The following is an 18,906-nucleotide window of genomic DNA, read 5'->3' as shown; positions in this document are numbered from 1 at the left end:
GCGATAGCCGTGCCTGCTGCGGCGGGCATTATAAAAAATTAAGGATTTACAATGATTTTGAATGCATTCTCTCTTGAAGGTAAGGTCGCCGTTGTGACCGGTTGTGACACTGGCCTGGGTCAGGGTATGGCGTTGGGTTTGGCTGAAGCGGGCTGCGATATCGTGGGGATCAACATCGTTGAACCGACGGAAACTATCGAACGCGTGACCGCGCTGGGGCGCCGTTTTTTAAGTCTGACCGCCGACCTGCGTCAAATTGACGGCATTCCGGCGCTGCTGGAGCGCGCAGTGGCAGAATTCGGTCATATCGATATTCTGGTCAACAACGCAGGTCTTATCCGTCGTGACGATGCGATCGACTTCAGTGAAAAAGACTGGGACGACGTGATGAACCTGAACATTAAGAGCGTGTTCTTTATGTCTCAGGCCGCGGCGAAGCACTTTATCGCTCAGGGTAACGGCGGCAAAATTATCAACATCGCTTCTATGCTTTCTTTCCAGGGCGGGATCCGCGTGCCGTCTTACACCGCGTCTAAAAGCGGCGTAATGGGCGTTACCCGCCTGATGGCGAACGAGTGGGCCAAACATAACATCAACGTCAACGCAATTGCGCCGGGTTACATGGCGACGAACAACACTCAACAGCTGCGCGCTGATGAGCAGCGTAGCGCAGAAATTCTCGATCGTATCCCGGCGGGTCGTTGGGGTCTGCCGAGTGACCTGATGGGGCCGATTGTGTTCCTGGCATCCAGCGCATCTGACTATATCAACGGCTATACCGTTGCGGTAGACGGCGGCTGGCTGGCGCGTTAATCCGCTTCCAGAACTGACAAACCCTGCCCTTTGGCAGGTTTTGTCGGTTAAACATAAGGTGAATGTAGCAATACACCGGAGGCGACATATTCATTCCCTCTGGAACAACATTATGCCGCCAGGCAGATTACGAACAGATAAAATTACGCAGGCAGAAAATCTTCGCGCATGGGCGTAAAGGTATCGAGTAGCGTTCCCGGTTTTAAACAGACGCAGCCATGCATAATGTTGGGCTGTTTATATAGGGTATCGCCTGCCCTAACGACATGCTTTTCTTCGCCGATGGTAAATTCAAACTCCCCAGACAAAACGTAAGTCAGCTGCTCATGCGGATGATTGTGCATCGGACCAATCGCGCCTTGCTCGAAGTTCACCTCAACCGCCATCATTTTACCGTCGTGAGCAAGAATGCGTCGGGTAACGCCATTGCCCAGATTTTCAAGGGTGGTCTCTTTATGAAAAATAAACATCTGGCCTTCCAGTAATTAAAACAATGTTTCATTAAACCTATATCAGAAAATTAAAAAAAGAAATGCACGCCAACAGATGTGGAAAGTTGATCACATCTTTGGTTCACTGGAGAGATAACAACAAATCAGGGGAAATGATGAAAACGATCGGTCTGTTAGGCGGTATGAGCTGGGAATCCACCATTCCTTATTATCGACTCATTAATGAAGGGGTAAAACAGCGTCTGGGTGGCCTGCACTCGGCGCAGATTCTGTTGCACAGCGTAGATTTTCACGAGATCGAAGCCTGTCAGTCTGGCGGTGACTGGCAGCGAGCTGGGGAGATCCTCGCGCAGGCCGCCGCAGGGCTTCAGCAAGCCGGAGCGGAGGGGATTGTGTTGTGTACCAACACCATGCACAAAGTTGCTGAGGCGATTGAAACCGCCTGTGACGTGCCGTTCCTGCATATTGCCGATGCGACGGGGCGGGCCATACAAAAACAGCAGATGAGCAACGTGGCGCTACTGGGTACGCGCTACACCATGGAGCAGGATTTTTACCGCGGGCGCCTACAGACTGAATTTGGTATTAGCACGCTTATTCCTGAGGCTGATGATCGTCAGAAAATAAACCAGATTATTTTCGACGAGCTGTGCCTCGGTGAGTTCAGCAACGCTTCCCGCGACTACTACCTGAGCGTAATTGATCAGTTGGCTAAACAGGGCGCTCAAGGGGTTATCTTTGGCTGTACCGAGATTGGTCTGCTGGTTCCAGCCGAGCTAAGTCCATTACCGGTTTTCGACACCGCGGCAATCCATGCGCAAGATGCGGTGGCGTTTATGCTTTCGTCTGTGGATACAAAATAGCCTCCAGCGGATCGATAAGTCTCGGGAGTTGAGCTTGCAGATGCGCCGTAAAAGCATCGACTAGCGCCGAGGCAGGGCGATGAAGTGGGTGGATCAGGCTGACCGTAAAGGGTACCGAAATGCTGAAGCGGCGGATAACCACTCCGCTGCTGGCATAATCCAGCGCGGTCAGTGGGTTTACCACCGAGATCCCCACGCCCGCCCGCACCATTGCACAAATTGAAGCGGCGCTGTGGGTTTCAATCACCATGCGGCGCTTCACCTGATGTTCGTTAAACAGGGTGTCCAGTAGCTGACGGTAACTGTCGGTCCGCGACAGGCTGATATAGTTCTCTCCCTGAAAATCCTGCGGCGTTAATACCGCTTTCTCGGTCAGCGGATGCCCCTGCGGCAGTACACACACTTCATCCAGCGCCAGCAATTCGGTGCGTTTCGTTCCGGCAGGCGTATGCAGCGTTTCCGTTAACCCCAGATCGTGACGCTGCGCCGACAGCCACTCTTCCAACAGTGGTGACTCCTGCGGCACTATCTGAATGTTGACCTGCGGATAGCGCGCAAGAAATGGCTGCAGCAGCGGCGGTAAAAAGGACTGCGAAAATACCGGCAGGCAAACAATCGACAATTCACCTTGACGAAATTCGCGCAGGCTTTCGGCGGCGCTCACAATTCTGTCCAGGCCGTACCACGAACGTTGTACCTCTTCAAACAGACGTAAGCCTTGCACGGTTGGATGCAGTCGGCCACGCGTGCGTTCAAACAGCGTTAATCCCAGGACTTTTTCGAATCGGGCCAGTTCCCGGCTGACGGTGGGCTGCGAGGTATGTAGCATGCGCGCGGCCTCCGTCAGATTGCCTGCGGTCATGATGGCGTGAAAAATTTCAATGTGACGCAGGTTAACCGCAGGCATAAGCAATCCTCGAATGAGCTAATCCATATCATTTTTGCATAGACTCACGATAAAACGATATTTTTTATTCTTTTTGAGCTGTGGCGTAATCATAAAAAAGCCAATACCGGAGCACGCCATGCCACGCCCACTCAACAACACAGACACTGACCTGACCGCCGACAACCTGTTGCGCCTGCCTGCCGAATTCGGCTGCCCGGTGTGGGTCTATGATGCGCAGATTATTCGCGCGCAGATTGCCAAACTGAGTCAGTTTGACGTGGTGCGTTTTGCCCAGAAGGCATGTTCGAATATTCATATTTTGCGCCTGATGCGCGAGCAGGGCGTGAAGGTCGATTCCGTCTCGCTTGGCGAAATTGAACGCGCGCTGGCGGCAGGTTTTGTACCGGGCAAAGATGAGATTGTCTTTACCGCCGATATGATTGATGAAGCGACGCTCGCCCGGGTGCATGAATTGAGCATTCCGGTAAATGCCGGGTCGGTCGATATGCTGGAACAACTGGGCCAGCTCTCGCCGGGCCATCGCGTCTGGCTCCGCGTAAACCCTGGCTTTGGGCATGGACACAGTCAGAAAACCAATACCGGGGGAGAGAACAGCAAGCACGGCATCTGGTACAGCGATCTTCCGGCGGCGCTGGAGGTAATTCAGCGCTATAAGCTGAAGTTGGTGGGTATTCATATGCATATCGGCTCTGGCGTGGACTACGCGCATCTGGAGCAGGTGTGCGGCGCGATGGTGCGTCAGGTGGTGGAATTTGGTCAGGATCTGGAAGCGATCTCCGCAGGCGGCGGTTTATCAATCCCGTATCGCGAAGGTGAAGAGGCGATCGACACCGATCACTATTTTGGATTGTGGAACGCCGCGCGCGATAGTATTGCGCGTCATCTGGGTCATGCCGTCAAACTGGAGATCGAACCAGGGCGTTTCCTGGTCGCGGAAGCCGGCGTGTTAGTGGCGCAGGTGCGCAGCGTAAAAGAGATGGGCAGCCGTCACTTTGTGCTGATCGATGCGGGCTTCAACGATCTGATGCGCCCGGCCATGTACGGTAGCTATCACCATATCTCCGCGCTGGCGGGGGATGGTCGTTCTCTGCAACAAACTCCTCAACGAGAGACCGTGGTGGCCGGACCGCTGTGCGAATCAGGCGACGTGTTTACCCAGCAGGAAGGCGGAAATGTGGAAACCCGTCTGTTGCCTGCGGTGGCGCCGGGTGATTATCTGGTTTTGCATGATACCGGGGCGTACGGAGCGTCAATGTCGTCAAACTACAATAGCCGCCCGCTGCTGCCGGAGGTCTTGTTTGATAACGGCGTGGCGCGACTGATTCGTCGTCGCCAGACCATTGATGAGCTGTTAGCGCTGGAATTAATCTGAGTAAAGCTGGCCGGATAAGGTGCTTGCGTCGCCATCTGGCTCTTTTTCATATTACTTAAAGTACGGTCCGAGCGTTACTGAGTCACGTAATACCAGTTTGCCGGTAAACGGAGGGATCGGCTCCACGCTCTCACCGTTGGCCAGACGTATAGCCTGGTCAATTGCCGTGGTTATCATGGTATCAATCGGCAGATAAACGGTAGATAACCCCGGTTCCAGCCATTTGGCGCTGGGCGCATCATCAAAACCAAACAGCGAGACGTCCGTCGGGATCCTCAGTCCGGCCTGATGTAACGCTTTTGATGCACCTAATGCCATGTCATCGTTACAGGCGAACAGGGCGCTGAATTTCACCCCTTCCTCCAGCAGTTCTCGACAGGCTTCATAGCCTCGCGTCATCGTGGAGTCGCCGTATTTAACCTTATCAGGATCCCAGGGAATACCGTTTTTTTCCAGAGCCTTACGATACCCCATCAGGCGGGATTTACCGGTAGGCGTATGGCCTGGCACGGTGATACAAGCAATATCGCTGTGCCCCTGCGAGATCAGATAATTGACCGCCTGATACGCCGCGTCTTCCTGCTCAAAGAAAATCGCGCGATCGCGGGCCTGACTGACATCACGGTTGATGACCAGCAAGGGCATCGCAATGCTGTTCATCAGCGACATAATCGCCTTTTCACTCATATAGCGGGTATAGAGAATAATGGCGTCGCACTGCCTGTCGGCCAGCATTTGCACGGCTTCCTGCTCACGCTCCGGCGTGTCGTGACCATCGGTGACGATCAACTGCTTGCCGTGAGACTCCGTCTGGCGCGAGGCCTGTTGCAGCAGGCGGCCAAAGTAGAATCCATCAAATGTGGAAACTACCAGGCCAATGCTGTTGCTGGTGCGATTCGCTAAAGAGCGCGCTAAAAAGTTGGGCCGATAATCGAGTGCCTGCATGGCCTTGAACACTTTCTGGCGCGTGCTCTCTTTTACCTGACCCGTTCCATTTAGTACGCGCGAAACGGTCGCTTTTGAGACGCCTGCGTGTCGTGAAACGTCCAACATCGTAGTCATGACGCAATCCTGGTTAATCGTTTGACGATGAGTTCCCCGGCTCTGTCAGCGCCGAAACGGAATGGCGACGCACCAGAGTTGGGTTAAAGACGTGGGTAATTTCAGGTGCGGGTCGCTTCTCCGCCAACGCGAGCGCCAGTTCGGCGGCCTGGGTTGCCATCGTCACGATGGGATAGCGTACCGTGGTCAGACGTGGGCGCACATAGCGGGAAATCAGCACATCATCAAAGCCAATCAGCGAGATTTCTCCCGGCACATCAATGCCGTTATCATTCAATACGCCCATGGCGCCAGCCGCCATTGAGTCGTTGTAGCAGGCTACCGCAGTGAAGTTTTTGCCACGACCAAGTAACTCGGTCATGGCCTGTTCACCGCCGCTTTCATCTGGTTCGCCGAACGTCACCAGTCGATCGCTTACCGGTATATTGCTCTCCGCCAGCGCGTCGTAATAGCCTTGCAGACGATCTTCCGCATCAGAAATACTGTGATTGGAACACAGGTAGCCAATGCGCGTATGGCCCTGTTGAATAAGGTGTCGGGTAGCGAGCCATGCGCCGAAACGGTCATCGAGGGCAACGCAGCGTTGTTCGAATCCCGGCAGAATTCGGTTAATCAATACCATGCCGGGGATTTGCTTCATTAATGAAGCCAAATCCGCATCCGGGATGATTTTGGCATGGACAACAAGGGCCGCGCAGCGGTGGCGAATGAGCTGTTCAATCGCCTGACGTTCCTTCTGTTCATTATGGTAGCCGTTGCCAATCAGCAAAAAATTCCCGGTGTTATAGGCCACCTGCTCGACAGCTTTAACCATTGCCCCAAAGAATGGATCGGACACATCACCAACGACCAGGCCGATGGTTTCTGTGGATTGTTGCGCCAGTGCACGCGCATTCGCATTGGGGTGGTAGCTGAGTGATTCCATTGCACTCGTTACGGCCAGACGCGATGCTTCGCTGGCTTTGGGGGAATCATTGATCACTCGAGAAACGGTGGCGACTGATACACCAGCTAGTCGGGCTACATCCTTTATGGTCGCCATGATAGTACCTGTTGTGGGTAAACGCTTACATTCCGTCAGTGTTACGGAAAATGGCTGGCTGTTCAAGCAGATTGCCCGTCAGGACCTCGCAAATGTGAGCGCGCGCGAGCGAAGTAAGACAGAAAATAGAAAATGCTAATTTTTGCTTACACTTTGCGATGTGCTGTTGCGATTGTTCGCTGGTGGGAGAACTGAGCGGATTGCTAAAGTTGGGATCCCAGAGGTATTGATAGGTGAAATCAACTTTCGGGTTGATCACTAGAATTACACCAGCCTGCGCAGATGCGCAGGTTTTTTTTTGCCTTCAGCCTATCTGTAACAGTAACCGATAATTTACACAACTCGTTGCATTTGGGTTCATTCCTTTGCGTTTTCGTACTGGCGTATCTGGCTGCTGACGACCACAATCAAGATCCCAGAGGTATTGATTGGTGAGATTATTCGGTACGCACTTCGTACCTGTCTCTTGCACCGACCTGCGCGGATGCGCAGGTTTTTTTTCGGACTGTATTTACCTGTTTACCTGTCGCGCCCATTCCCCAACTCGTATACTCTCCCACCATTAATGTTTCTATAATTAATGGCACAGGGAGTTGAGATGCTATTTGGCTTTTTTCGTAATCTGTTTCGCGTGCTTTTCCGCGTTCGCGTCACGGGCAATGTCAGCGCGCTACAGGGAGAACGCGTTCTAATCACTCCCAACCATGTCTCATTTATAGACGGCATCCTGCTGGCGCTATTTTTACCGATTCGTCCCGTCTTCGCCGTTTACACCTCGATCAGCCAGCAATGGTATATGCGCTGGCTAACCCCGCTGATTGACTTTGTGCCGTTAGACCCAACCAAACCGATGTCGATTAAGCATCTGGTCCGTCTGGTCGAGCAGGGCCGTCCGGTGGTGATTTTTCCCGAAGGACGCATTTCGACCACCGGTTCGTTGATGAAAATATATGACGGTGCCGGGTTTGTCGCCGCGAAGTCGGGAGCGACGGTCGTTCCTGTCCGCATTGAGGGGGCAGAGCTTTCCCACTTCAGCCGCCTGAAAGGTCTGGTTAAACAGCGATTCTTCCCGCGTATCCAACTGCACATTTTACCGCCGACCCAAATGCCAATGCCGGAAGCCCCGCGAGCTCGCGATCGCCGCAAAATCGCCGGTGAAATGCTGCATCAAATTATGATGGAAGCACGCATGGCGGTACGCCCGCGTGAAACGCTATACGAGTCGCTGCTGGCGGCAAAATACCGTTTTGGCGCGGGCAAAAACTGCATTGAAGATGTTAACTTTACGCCAGACAGCTACCGCAAACTGCTGACTAAGACGCTCTTTGTGGCCCGTATTCTGGAAAAATACAGCGCCGAAGGTGAAAAAATCGGCCTGATGCTGCCAAATGCGGGGATCAGCGCGGCGGTCATTTTTGGAGCCATTGCGCGTCGACGCATTCCGGCCATGATGAACTACACGGCGGGCGTGAAAGGGTTAACCAGCGCCATTACTGCGTCTGAAATCAAAACGATCTTCACTTCCCGACAGTTTCTCGATAAAGGCAAACTCTGGCATCTACCGGAACAGCTCACCCAGGTACGCTGGGTTTATCTGGAAGATTTAAAAGCCGATGTGACGTTGAGCGATAAGCTGTGGATTTTCTCACATCTGCTGGCACCGCATCTGGCGCAGGTGAAACAGCAACCGGAAGAGGCTGCGGTGATCCTCTTTACGTCTGGTTCGGAAGGCCATCCGAAAGGCGTGGTCCACAGCCACAAGAGTATTCTGGCGAACGTTGAGCAGATTAAAACAATTGCCGATTTCACCGCCGATGACCGCTTTATGTCGGCACTGCCGCTGTTCCACTCCTTTGGCCTGACGGTGGGATTATTCACGCCGCTACTGACCGGTGCGGAAGTGTTTCTTTATCCCAGCCCGCTTCATTACCGCATTGTGCCGGAGCTGGTATACGACCGGAACTGCACCGTGTTGTTTGGTACTTCAACGTTCCTCGGTAACTATGCGCGTTTCGCGCATCCGTACGATTTCCACCGCCTGCGCTATGTGGTGGCAGGCGCAGAAAAACTGCAAGACAGCACAAAGCAGCTATGGCAGGAGAAATTTGGCCTGCGCGTCCTTGAAGGCTATGGCGTGACGGAATGTGCGCCGGTTGTGTCGATCAATGTGCCGATGGCGGCAAAATCAGGAACGGTAGGGCGCATCTTGCCTGGCATGGATGCCCGACTGCTGGCTGTTCCGGGTATTGAGGACGGTGGGCGTTTACAACTGAAAGGCCCGAATATTATGAGCGGCTATTTGCGCGTCGAAAAACCTGGCGTGCTGGAAGTGCCGACGGCAGAAAATGCGCAGGGTGAGATTGAGCGCGGCTGGTATGACACCGGAGACATCGTCCGCTTTGATGAAAACGGCTTTGTACAGATCCAGGGGCGCGCCAAGCGTTTTGCTAAAATTGCCGGAGAGATGGTCTCGCTGGAAATGGTTGAGCAACTGGCATTGGCGGTATCTGCAGACAAAATGCACGCCACGGCGATCAAGAGCGATGCCAGCAAAGGTGAGGCGCTGGTGCTGTTCACTACCGACAGCGAACTCACACGTGAAAAACTACAGCAGTATGCGCGAGCGCATGGCGTGCCTGAACTTGCCGTACCGCGTGATATTCGCCACCTGAAGCAACTCCCATTACTCGGCAGCGGTAAGCCGGATTTTGTTACGCTGAAAAGCTGGGTCGATGAGCCGGAAAAACAACATGATTGAGTCAGCGCACACTAACACTTCAATCTGGTCCAAAGGGATGATGTCCGTCATCGCCGCGCAGTTTCTGTCGGCGTTTGGCGATAACGCACTGCTGTTCGCCACGCTGGCGCTGCTGAAGGAACAATTTTATCCGGACTGGAGCCAGCCAATCCTGCAAATGGTGTTTGTGGGCGCTTACATCCTGTTTGCGCCATTTGTTGGACAGGTGGCGGATAGCTTTGCCAAAGGCAGAGTGATGATGTTCGCGAACGCCCTGAAACTGCTGGGCGCGGCGAGTATTTGCTTCGGTATTAATCCGTTTCTCGGGTATACGCTGGTGGGGATTGGCGCGGCCGCGTATTCACCGGCCAAGTATGGCATTCTCGGTGAATTGACCACCGGTGACAAACTGGTGAAAGCCAACGGCCTGATGGAAGCCTCCACTATCGCCGCGATTTTGCTCGGTTCTGTCGCTGGTGGCGTTCTGGCCGACTGGCATGTGATTGCCGCGCTTTCTGCCTGTGCGCTGGCCTATGCTGGCGCCGTGGTGGCTAACCTGTACATCCCGAAACTGGCCGCGGCTCGTCCTGGCCAATCCTGGCATCTGGGGAAAATGACGCGCAGTTTCTTCTGCGCCGCCTCTTCGCTGTGGCGCAACGGTGAAACTCGTTTTTCGTTGGTCGGAACCAGCCTTTTTTGGGGCGCGGGCGTCACGCTGCGTTTTCTGCTGGTGCTGTGGGTTCCGGTGGCGCTCGGCATCACCGATAACGCTACACCGACCTACCTCAATGCCATGGTAGCGATTGGGATTGTCGTAGGCGCGGGGGCGGCAGCGAAGCTGGTGACGCTGGAAACCGTGTCGCGCTGTATGCCAGCGGGGATCCTGATTGGCGTCGTGGTGCTGATTTTCTCACTTCAGCATGCGCTGCTTCCGGCTTACGCGTTGCTGATGCTTATCGGCGTGTCAGGTGGCTTCTTTGTGGTACCGCTGAATGCGTTGCTGCAGGAGCGGGGCAAGAAAAGCGTCGGTGCGGGTAATGCGATCGCGGTGCAAAACCTGGGCGAAAACAGCGCGATGCTGCTGATGCTTGGGATTTACTCACTGGCAGTGCTGGTGGGGATCCCGGCGGTAGCGATTGGTATTGGATTCGGCGCGCTGTTTGCGCTGGCGATTGCGGCGCTGTGGATTTGGCAGCGCCGCCAGCCTGGTACGAGATGAGTGAACAATGAATGTACCGGATGGCAGCGTCGCCTTATCAGGCCTACAGAGAGCAGCAATTTGTAGGTCTGATAAGCGTAGCGCCATCAGGCACTAACCGTCACGGTGCAGGATAGGTATACACCTGATGCACCGCTTCAATCTCTGCCAGTACTTCTTCGCTCAACTCCAGATGCAGGCTTTCAACGTTGGTTTTTAGCTGCTCCATCGTCGTGGCTCCCAGCAGGGTGCTGGCGACAAACGGCTGACGACGCACGAATGCCAGCGCCATTTGCGCAGGATCCAGATTATGGCGTTTCGCGATATCCACATAGGCCGCAACGGCTTTTTGCGTTTGCTCACCGCTGTAACGCGTGAAACGGCTAAACAGCGTATTGCGTGCACCGGCTGGCTTCGCGCCGTTCAGGTATTTACCGGTTAATGTACCGAAGCCAAGGCAAGAGTAGGCCAGCAGTTCAACGCCTTCATACTGGCTCACTTCCGCCAGCCCAACCTCATAGCTGCGATTCAGCAGGCTGTAGGGGTTCTGGATGGTGGCGATGCGCGGCAGATCGTGTTTGTCCGCCAGGTGCAGGTAGCGCATCACGCCAAACGCGGTTTCATTGGACACGCCGATGTAGCGAATTTTCCCCGCGCGCTGAAACTCTGCCAGCGCGTCCAGCGTATCCAGCAGCGAAACGACTGGCGCAGAGTCCGTCCAGCTGTAGCCTAACTTACCAAAGCAGTTGGTCGGGCGCTGCGGCCAGTGAACCTGATACAGATCCAGGTAATCGGTTTGCAGTCTTTTCAGGCTGTCGTGCAGCGCTTCACGAATATTTTTACGGTCCAGCGCCTGATTCGGTCGAATACCGCTGTCGTTGTTACGTGAAGGTCCACTGACCTTAGAAGCAACGATTAGCTTTTCACGGCTGCCGTGTTTGGCGAGCCAGTTACCTACGTAGGTTTCGGTGAGACCCTGGGTTTCAGGACGCGGCGGTACCGGATACATCTCGGCAACGTCGATCAAATTTATGCCTTGTTCTACGGCATAATCGAGCTGTGCATGTGCGTCGGCTTCGCTGTTTTGTTCACCAAACGTCATTGTGCCCAGCCCCAGTGTACTGACTTCAAGCGAGCTGTGGGGTATACGGTGATATTGCATAGCCGTTTCCTTTTTATAATCACGACATAAGGATTATAAAAATGGCTGAGGGAAGAGAAAAAGGGAAGTAAAATTGTTAAGGCCAGCGCACTGCTGACCTCAACCATCAGCGTTCAATGATTTGAGACACATCATCGCGATTAATCTGCATCGCATTGCCTTGCTGGTCGTGATAGCTCACCAGACCGGTATCATCGTCAATTTCTGGTTTTCCATCGGTCAGGATCATTCGACCATCTTTTGTCGCCATTACATAATCACTGCTGCATCCGGAAACGGCAAAAGCCAGTCCTACGGCGGAAATCAAAACTGCCCATTTTTTCATCTGCTTATCCTCACATGGCCTGCATCTGACAATAGTTTAGTAATAACGCGAAGTTGTGCATGGCGAAAGCAGTAAAATCTTAAACTGTGAGAAGAGGTAGGTGTGGCGTGCATTCGCTCCCCGTGCGGGGAGCGATGGATTTCATCAGAGCGGATTTTTTTTATTACGCCACAGGTTCAGGGTCTCTACCGCAATAGAGAAGAACATGGCGAAATAGATATATCCTTTCGGAACGTGGACGTCGAAACTTTCCAGAATTAGCGTGAAACCGACCAGAATCAGGAACGAGAGCGCCAGCATTTTTACCGAAGGATGGCGATCGACAAAATCGCCAATCGGGCGTGCAGCAAACATCATCACACCCACGGCAATCACCACTGCCGCCATCATGATAAACAGATGATCGGACAAGCCTACCGCAGTAATCACGGAATCCAGGCTGAAGATAATGTCTAACAACATGATCTGCACAATCGCGCCCAGAAAAGAGGAAACGCGGGTTTTCAGCCCCTCTTCCTCACCTTCAATGGATTCGTGGATCTCCTTACTGGCTTTCCAGATCAGGAACAATCCCCCGAGTAGAAGGATCAGGTCGCGCGCTGATATTGCCTCGCCAAACACTTCGAATAGCGGGTTTGTCAGACGCGTTACCCAGGCAATAGAGGCGAGCAGTGCCAGACGCATGATCATCGCCGCCGCAAGCCCAATACGTCGGGCATGATTGCGTTGCGCTGTCGGGAGTTTGGCTACAACCAGAGAGAGGAAAATAATATTGTCGATCCCAAGAACGATCTCCAGCAGCGTCAGCGTACCGAGCGCAAGCCAGGCGTTAGGATCGGTTATCCATGCAAATAACATCGAACAAAGTCCTGCCAAAAAAAAGAAGCGGTAATTATAGGCCCGTAACGCGGCGGGTGAAAGACCGGACGGTGCCTATTGCGCCTGGAACAAGAAATGTCGCTCAAGCAATGCGCGCGTGAAGTTCTTTTTCAAGTAAAAACCGCGTGGTAGGGTCAGGATGGGTTCGCCATGGGCGCCAATGGCCTCGGTAAGCGCTCGGGCGTTGGCGGCTTTAGGACGCAGCTGTAGCACTTCCCCATGGCGGGCAGTGATGCGTTCGACGTGGCCTAACACTATCATGTCCATCAACTCTTCCCAGTCCAGACGCAATTGCCGGTCTTCTTCTTCATTCGGGCTCCACAGCAGGGGAGAGCCGACGCGGCGCTCTGCCAGCGGGATGCTGCGTTCGCCTTCTACCGGGATCCACAGAACGCGTTTAAGTTTGTGTCGCACATGGCTGGTTTCCCAGGTAACGCCGGTATTGCCGGTTAACGGTGCCACGCACACAAAGGTGGTTTCCAGCGGTCTGCCAAGGCTATCCACTGGGATTGTTTTCAGCTCCACGCCCAGCGCCGCAAAATCCTGCTCCGGTTTGCTGCCCGCACTGGCGCCGAGCCAGATTTCCAGTAGCACGCCAATCCAGCCTTTATCGCGCTTGAGATCCTTGGGGGCGACGAGTCCCGCCATTGCCGCCAACTCTCCCAGCGCGTAGCCCGAAAGCAGCTGTGCCTGGCTCAACAACTGGGCTTCAGATTCAGGGGGAGAAAGCAGCGGATGGAGTTCTGACATCGGGTTAACCCTTAGGTGAAAAAATGAGCAAAGATTTTATACCGTGTGGACAGAGTTTATCTTTTTCCACATGCTTTATTCAATTCTATGATTTATATTGGTTTTTAGATTCACATACGCAGAGTTGCGCAACAGCGAAGCGGGTTTTCCAATTCTGGTCACTGACAATGAACAGGATCTTACACCATGTTATCCACAGAAAGATGGGATAACTGTGAAAAACCCCCACTACTGTTTCAATTTACAGCCTTGACGTGCGACGAAAATCGAATTTTCACACAAATTGTGCCTAACTTATTGGCATAATCTGTGGATAAAACCAACGCTGGTCGATCTTTCATCAGCCTGAAGATCGTGTGCGTGATATACGTCACATTTCTATGGGTTTATTTGCGCTGAACGGTTTTAACTTTATGAATATAGAAGACTATTTTTGATATGTGACGAATGTCTTATTCGGACTGTTCTGGGTTTTCCCATAGTAATTCCGTACTTCTTCACAACTATATCCACAGAAAAGGTGAATAAAATCGCCTTGCTTGCCCTTCTTCTGTTTATAACTCCGCCCTTAGCTGTGAGTTATTCAATTGTTATTAGAGTATCGCGCCCTTAACAGAGTGGTTTACCGCCTCTCTGGAGTGTGAAACAATCGTTTGTATATAAGGTTTATATTGAGGTAGTCCGGTGATTGATGACGATGGCTACCGCCCGAATGTAGGGATAGTAATTTGTAACCGCCAGGGGCAGGTCATGTGGGCCCGGCGATTTGGTCAGCACTCCTGGCAATTCCCGCAAGGTGGGATAAATGCAGGAGAGACAGCAGAGCAGGCGATGTACCGGGAACTCTTTGAAGAAGTGGGTCTCAGTCGTAAAGATGTACGGATCCTTGCTTCTACTCGTAACTGGTTGCGTTACAAGTTACCGAAACGTTTGGTGCGTTGGGACACGAAGCCGGTTTGTATCGGCCAGAAACAAAAATGGTTTCTTCTGCAATTGGTCAGCAGCGATGCTGAAATCAATATGCAAACCAGCAGTACACCTGAGTTCGACGGCTGGCGCTGGGTGAGTTACTGGTATCCGGTTCGACAGGTGGTGTCATTTAAACGCGATGTCTATCGCAGGGTGATGAAAGAATTCGCAAGTGTTGTCATGGCGCTTCAGGAAAGCACTCCTAAGCCGCAAAGCGCACCTGCGTACAGACGTAAAAGAGGTTAAGCTACGCAAATTATGCTCACCCGCCTGCGCGAAATAGTCGAAAAGGTGGCCAGTGCTCCGCGTCTGAATGAAGCGCTGAATATTCTGGTTACCGACATCTGTCTTGCGATGGATACAGAGGTCTGTTCGGTTTATTTGGCCGATCACGATCGACGTTGTTATTACCTCATGGCGACCCGGGGACTGAAGAAACCGCGTGGTCGTACTGTCGCACTCGCGTTTGATGAAGGTATCGTTGGCCTGGTTGGCAGGCTGGCGGAACCTATCAACCTCGCCGATGCGCAAAAACATCCCAGCTTTAAATACATCCCTTCGGTAAAAGAAGAGCGCTTTCGTGCGTTCTTAGGCGTACCGATTATTCAGCGCCGTCAGCTGTTAGGTGTGCTGGTGGTCCAGCAGCGCGAATTGCGCCAGTACGATGAAAGTGAAGAGTCTTTCCTCGTCACGCTCGCTACGCAAATGGCGGCGATTCTTTCGCAGTCGCAGCTTAACGCGTTGTTCGGCCAATACCGGCAAACGCGCATCCGCGCATTGCCCGCCGCCCCTGGCGTGGCAATAGCCGAAGGCTGGCAGGATGCGACGCTGCCGCTGATGGAGCAGGTCTATCAGGCTTCAACGCTGGATCCGGTGCTTGAGCGCGAGCGACTCACCGGTGCGCTGGAAGAGGCGGCGAATGAATTCCGCCGCTACAGCAAACGCTTTACCGCCGGGGCGCAAAAAGAAACGGCGGCGATTTTTGATCTCTACTCACACTTGCTTTCCGATACTCGTCTGCGCCGTGAGCTGTTTGCGGAAGTGGATAACGGTTCGGTGGCCGAGTGGGCCGTTAAAACGATCATTGAAAAGTTTGCCGAACAGTTTGCCGCGCTAAGTGATAACTACCTCAAAGAGCGGGCCGGAGATTTACGCGCGCTGGGCCAGCGTCTACTGTTCCATCTTGACGACTCGATCCAGGGGCCGAATACCTGGCCGGAACGTTTTGTGCTGGTGGCGGATGAGCTTTCCGCCACCACGCTGGCGGAACTTCCTCAGGACCGCTTAGTCGGTGTGGTTGTTCGGGACGGCGCGGCCAACTCTCATGCGGCTATTATGGTTCGTGCGCTGGGTATCCCTACCGTCATGGGGGCCGATATCCAGCCATCGGTGTTACACCGCCGTACGCTGGTAGTGGACGGTTATCGCGGTGAACTGCTGGTCGATCCAGAACCGGTATTGATCCAGGAATATCAGCGTCTTATCAGTGAAGAAATTGAGCTGAGCCGCCTGGCGGAAGATGACGTCAACCAGCCAGCACAGTTGAAAAGTGGCGAGCGCGTGAAGGTGATGCTCAATGCGGGCCTCAGCCCGGAGCATGAAGAGAAGCTGGGGAGCCGGATCGACGGCATTGGCCTGTATCGCACCGAAATCCCGTTCATGCTGCAAAGCGGTTTTCCTTCGGAAGAAGAACAGGTTGCGCAGTATCAGGGCATGCTGCAAATGTTTAACGACAAGCCGGTGACCCTGCGTACGCTGGATGTCGGTGCCGATAAACAACTGCCCTACATGCCGATCAGTGAAGAGAACCCGTGCCTTGGCTGGCGTGGCATTCGCATAACGCTCGATCAGCCGGAGATCTTTTTGATCCAGGTTCGGGCCATGCTGCGTGCCAACGCGGCAACCGGCAACCTGAGCATTTTGCTGCCGATGGTCACCAGCATTGATGAAGTGGACGAAGCGCGACGTTTGATTGAACGCGCCGGACGCGAAGTGGAAGAGATGATCGGCTACGCGATCCCAAAACCGCGCATTGGCATCATGCTGGAAGTTCCGTCGATGGTGTTTATGCTGCCGCACCTGATAAACCGGATAGACTTTATCTCGGTCGGAACCAACGATCTCACCCAGTACATTCTGGCTGTCGATCGTAACAATACGCGGGTGGCCAGCATTTATGACAGCCTGCATCCGGGTATGTTACGTGTGCTGGCGATGATTGCGCAGGAAGCCGAAAGAAGCGGTATCGATTTGCGATTGTGCGGTGAAATGGCGGGCGACCCGATGTGCGTGGCCATTCTGATCGGCCTGGGTTTTCGCCATTTGTCGATGAACGGTCGTTCCGTGGCTCGCGTTAAATATCTGCTGCGCCATATCGATTTTGATGAGGCGCAAACGCTGGCGCAACGCAGTCTGGAAGCGCAGATGGCGACAGAAGTACGCCATCAGGTGGCGGCTTTTATGGAACGCCGTGGCATGGGGGGACTGATTCGCGGGGGATTGTGAATCGAGGGCTGGTAACAGTAGGTATACATATCTTTTAACTGTAATCGGCATCCGCTGCGATCCCCATGTGCTATCATTCGCACCTTTGGAGCGCCTGCATTATGCAGGCGCGCTTATCAATTGCTGTCTGACTTCAGCGAAATAACAAGAACTTGTGGTGACAGATGACCAGTAGCTATCTGCATTTTCCGGATTTCGATCCGGTCATTTTCTCAATCGGACCCGTCGCGCTTCACTGGTACGGCTTAATGTATTTGGTGGGGTTTATTTTTGCGATGTGGCTGGCGACGCGCCGTGCTAATCGTCCGGGCAGTGGCTGGACCAAAAATGAAGTAGAAAATCTACTGTATGCGGGCTTCCTCGGGGTTTTCCTTGGAGGGCGTATTGGTTACGTACTGTTCTATAACTTCCCGTTATTCCTCGATAACCCGCTGTATCTGTTCCGCGTTTGGGACGGCGGGATGTCCTTCCACGGTGGGCTTATTGGTGTGATCCTGGTGATGATTATCTTCGCCAAACGCACCAGGCGTTCGTTCTTCCAGGTTTCTGATTTCATTGCCCCGCTGATTCCGTTTGGTCTGGGCGCAGGGCGTTTGGGCAACTTTATCAACGGTGAGCTGTGGGGACGCGTTGATCCGAATTTCAAGTACGCCATGCTGTTCCCGGGCTCCCGTACCGAAGACATTTTACTGCTGCAAACTAACCCGCAATGGCAGTCTATTTTTGATACCTACGGCTCGCTGCCGCGCCACGCCTCACAGCTTTATGAGATGGCGCTGGAAGGCGTTGTGCTGTTTATCATTCTTAATCTGTACATTCGTAAACCGCGCCCGATGGGTTCGGTATCCGGTCTGTTCCTGATTGGTTATGGCGCGTTTCGTATTATCGTTGAATTCTTCCGCCAGCCGGATGCGCAGTTTACCGGCACCTGGGTACAGTACATCAGCATGGGACAGATCCTCTCAATCCCGATGATTGTCGCAGGCATTATTATGATGGTTTGGGCGTACCGCCGCAGCCCACAGCAACACGTTTCCTGAGGAACCATGAAACAGTATTTAGAACTGATGCAAAAAGTGCTGGATGAAGGCACACAGAAAAACGACCGTACCGGAACCGGAACGCTTTCCATTTTTGGTCATCAGATGCGTTTTAATCTGCAGGAAGGGTTCCCGCTGGTTACGACTAAACGCTGTCATTTACGCTCGATCATTCATGAACTGCTGTGGTTTTTGCAGGGCGACACCAACGTTGCCTACCTGCATGAAAACAACGTCTCAATCTGGGACGAATGGGCGGATGAAAACGGTAATCTGGGCCCGGTTTATGGCAAACAGTGGCGTGCGTGGCCTACGCCAGACGGTCGCCATATTGACCAGATCACCACGGTGTTAAACCAGCTCAAAAATGACCCGGACTCTCGCCGAATTATCGTTTCTGCATGGAACGTCGGTGAGCTGGATAAAATGGCGCTAGCGCCGTGCCACGCGTTCTTCCAGTTTTACGTGGCGGATGGCAAGCTCTCCTGCCAGCTGTATCAGCGTTCGTGCGATGTGTTCCTCGGTTTGCCGTTTAACATTGCCAGCTACGCCTTGCTGGTACACATGATGGCGCAGCAGTGCGATCTGGAAGTGGGTGATTTTGTCTGGACCGGCGGCGACACGCACCTGTACAGCAATCATATGGATCAAACGCATCTGCAGCTTAGCCGCGAACCGCGCGCGCTGCCGAAGCTGGTCATCAAACGTAAGCCTGAATCTATCTTTGACTATCGCTTCGAAGATTTCGAAATTGAAGGCTACGATCCGCATCCTGGTATTAAAGCGCCAGTGGCTATCTAATCGGCTTCATGCTGTCACAACCGACG

17 protein-coding genes are annotated in these 18,906 nt (G+C 53.3%); 9 read left to right on the top strand and 8 right to left on the bottom strand.

Features of this window, described 5'->3' with window-relative positions:
- Positions 1-51: 51 nt before the first annotated feature.
- Positions 52-813 (top strand): 2-dehydro-3-deoxy-D-gluconate 5-dehydrogenase KduD, encoded by a 762-nt coding sequence (kduD, locus tag GPJ68_RS20090; RefSeq protein WP_016154286.1) that lies wholly within the window; start codon positions 52-54, stop codon positions 811-813.
- A gap of 143 nt (positions 814-956) precedes the next feature.
- Here kduD and GPJ68_RS20085 read toward each other — a convergent pair whose 3' ends face one another.
- A complete protein-coding gene (locus tag GPJ68_RS20085) occupies positions 957-1,283 on the bottom strand; it encodes a cupin domain-containing protein (RefSeq protein WP_019077609.1) in 327 nt (108 codons plus the stop codon).
- Positions 1,284-1,420: 137 nt separating this feature from the next.
- On the opposite strand from GPJ68_RS20085, the gene GPJ68_RS20080 reads away from it, so the two are divergent.
- The gene (locus GPJ68_RS20080) at positions 1,421-2,128 is read left to right on the top strand and encodes an aspartate/glutamate racemase (RefSeq protein WP_016154284.1); all 708 of its coding nucleotides are present in this window, start codon (positions 1,421-1,423) and stop codon (positions 2,126-2,128) included.
- On the opposite strand, the gene GPJ68_RS20075 is transcribed toward GPJ68_RS20080, so the two are convergent.
- Entirely contained in the window at positions 2,100-3,035 is a 936-nt protein-coding gene (locus GPJ68_RS20075) for a LysR family transcriptional regulator (protein ID WP_016154283.1), read from the bottom strand. The genes GPJ68_RS20080 and GPJ68_RS20075 overlap by 29 nt on opposite strands.
- Before the next feature lie 118 nt (positions 3,036-3,153).
- On the opposite strand from GPJ68_RS20075, the gene lysA reads away from it, so the two are divergent.
- A complete protein-coding gene (lysA, locus tag GPJ68_RS20070; RefSeq protein WP_016157384.1) occupies positions 3,154-4,410 on the top strand; it encodes a diaminopimelate decarboxylase in 1,257 nt (418 codons plus the stop codon).
- A 51-nt stretch (positions 4,411-4,461) separates the two neighbouring features.
- Here the strand turns inward: lysA and GPJ68_RS20065 are convergent, their stop codons facing one another.
- A complete protein-coding gene (locus tag GPJ68_RS20065) occupies positions 4,462-5,472 on the bottom strand; it encodes a LacI family DNA-binding transcriptional regulator (protein ID WP_008785715.1) in 1,011 nt (336 codons plus the stop codon).
- Positions 5,473-5,485: 13 nt separating this feature from the next.
- Positions 5,486-6,514 carry an HTH-type transcriptional regulator GalR gene (galR, locus tag GPJ68_RS20060; protein WP_016157382.1) on the bottom strand — a complete coding sequence of 343 codons (1,029 nt, stop codon included), beginning with the start codon at positions 6,512-6,514 and terminating at the stop codon, positions 5,486-5,488.
- 598 nt (positions 6,515-7,112) lie between these two features.
- Here galR and aas point away from each other — a divergent pair.
- Positions 7,113-9,272 (top strand): bifunctional acyl-ACP--phospholipid O-acyltransferase/long-chain-fatty-acid--ACP ligase, encoded by a 2,160-nt coding sequence (gene aas / locus GPJ68_RS20055; protein ID WP_016154280.1) that lies wholly within the window; start codon positions 7,113-7,115, stop codon positions 9,270-9,272.
- On the top strand, positions 9,265-10,470 hold the full coding sequence (lplT, locus tag GPJ68_RS20050) for a lysophospholipid transporter LplT (RefSeq protein ID WP_016154279.1): 1,206 nt from the start codon (positions 9,265-9,267) through the stop codon (positions 10,468-10,470). Before aas ends, lplT begins: the two co-directional genes overlap by 8 nt.
- A 100-nt stretch (positions 10,471-10,570) precedes the next feature.
- On the opposite strand, the gene GPJ68_RS20045 is transcribed toward lplT, so the two are convergent.
- The 4 genes from GPJ68_RS20045 to mutH all read right to left on the bottom strand — a co-directional run bounded on the left by GPJ68_RS20045 (position 10,571) and on the right by mutH (position 13,565).
- Complete coding sequence (locus GPJ68_RS20045; protein ID WP_046276130.1) at positions 10,571-11,611, bottom strand: NADP(H)-dependent aldo-keto reductase; 1,041 nt, start codon at positions 11,609-11,611, stop codon at positions 10,571-10,573.
- 106 nt (positions 11,612-11,717) lie between these two features.
- The gene (ygdR, locus tag GPJ68_RS20040) at positions 11,718-11,936 is read right to left on the bottom strand and encodes a lipoprotein YgdR (protein ID WP_000758660.1); all 219 of its coding nucleotides are present in this window, start codon (positions 11,934-11,936) and stop codon (positions 11,718-11,720) included.
- Between the two features lie 144 nt (positions 11,937-12,080).
- Positions 12,081-12,794 carry a TerC family protein gene (locus tag GPJ68_RS20035; RefSeq protein WP_016154277.1) on the bottom strand — a complete coding sequence of 238 codons (714 nt, stop codon included), beginning with the start codon at positions 12,792-12,794 and terminating at the stop codon, positions 12,081-12,083.
- Positions 12,795-12,869: 75 nt separating this feature from the next.
- A complete protein-coding gene (mutH, locus tag GPJ68_RS20030) occupies positions 12,870-13,565 on the bottom strand; it encodes a DNA mismatch repair endonuclease MutH (RefSeq protein ID WP_016157380.1) in 696 nt (231 codons plus the stop codon).
- 684 nt (positions 13,566-14,249) lie between these two features.
- Here mutH and rppH point away from each other — a divergent pair.
- From rppH to thyA, 4 genes are all read left to right on the top strand, one after another.
- The gene (rppH, locus tag GPJ68_RS20025; protein ID WP_003825602.1) at positions 14,250-14,780 is read left to right on the top strand and encodes an RNA pyrophosphohydrolase; all 531 of its coding nucleotides are present in this window, start codon (positions 14,250-14,252) and stop codon (positions 14,778-14,780) included.
- Positions 14,781-14,792: 12 nt separating this feature from the next.
- Positions 14,793-17,039: a phosphoenolpyruvate--protein phosphotransferase gene (ptsP, locus tag GPJ68_RS20020; RefSeq protein ID WP_016157379.1), complete on the top strand. Its 2,247-nt coding sequence runs from the start codon at positions 14,793-14,795 to the stop codon at positions 17,037-17,039.
- A gap of 164 nt (positions 17,040-17,203) precedes the next feature.
- Positions 17,204-18,079: a prolipoprotein diacylglyceryl transferase gene (gene lgt / locus GPJ68_RS20015; RefSeq protein ID WP_095716002.1), complete on the top strand. Its 876-nt coding sequence runs from the start codon at positions 17,204-17,206 to the stop codon at positions 18,077-18,079.
- A gap of 6 nt (positions 18,080-18,085) precedes the next feature.
- The gene (gene thyA, locus GPJ68_RS20010; RefSeq protein WP_003033990.1) at positions 18,086-18,880 is read left to right on the top strand and encodes a thymidylate synthase; all 795 of its coding nucleotides are present in this window, start codon (positions 18,086-18,088) and stop codon (positions 18,878-18,880) included.
- Positions 18,881-18,906 lie beyond the last annotated feature (26 nt).

The sequence above is a fragment of the Citrobacter sp. 172116965 genome (assembly GCF_013458095.1).
Lineage (GTDB): Bacteria > Pseudomonadota > Gammaproteobacteria > Enterobacterales > Enterobacteriaceae > Citrobacter > Citrobacter braakii.
The sequence above is the reverse complement of the archived record's forward strand: the minus strand, read 5'-3'. Positions and strand labels throughout refer to the sequence as shown.